This window comes from Streptococcus pseudopneumoniae (assembly GCF_001072925.1).
Classification (GTDB): Bacteria; Bacillota; Bacilli; order Lactobacillales; family Streptococcaceae; genus Streptococcus; species Streptococcus pseudopneumoniae_Q.
The window spans coordinates 1-252 of record NZ_JVHE01000048.1 but is presented as its reverse complement, the minus strand read 5'-3'; the positions used below and the strand labels follow the sequence as shown (position 1 = coordinate 252).

The 252-nt window shown below is 54.4% G+C and carries 3 tRNA genes; all 3 read left to right on the top strand.

Annotated elements, in window-relative coordinates:
* Position 1: 1 nt before the first annotated feature.
* The 3 genes from ADH81_RS02430 (at position 2) to ADH81_RS02420 (ending at position 251) form a co-directional block, all read left to right on the top strand.
* Positions 2–91, top strand: a tRNA-Ser gene (locus ADH81_RS02430).
* Positions 92–101: 10 nt separating this feature from the next.
* Positions 102–175: transfer RNA gene (locus ADH81_RS02425), tRNA-Met, on the top strand.
* A 3-nt stretch (positions 176–178) separates the two neighbouring features.
* A tRNA-Phe gene (locus ADH81_RS02420) sits at positions 179–251 on the top strand.
* Position 252: the final 1 nt, after the last annotated feature.

Here is a 252-nt window from a genome sequence, read left to right as displayed (position 1 = left end):
TGGAGGATTACCCAAGTCCGGCTGAAGGGAACGGTCTTGAAAACCGTCAGGCGTGTAAAAGCGTGCGTGGGTTCGAATCCCACATCCTCCTTTATTATTAACGCGGGATGGAGCAGCTCGGTAGCTCGTCGGGCTCATAACCCGAAGGTCGTAGGTTCAAATCCTGCTCCCGCAATAAGGCTCGGTAGCTCAGTTGGTAGAGCAATGGATTGAAGCTCCATGTGTCGGCGGTTCGATTCCGTCTCGCGCCAT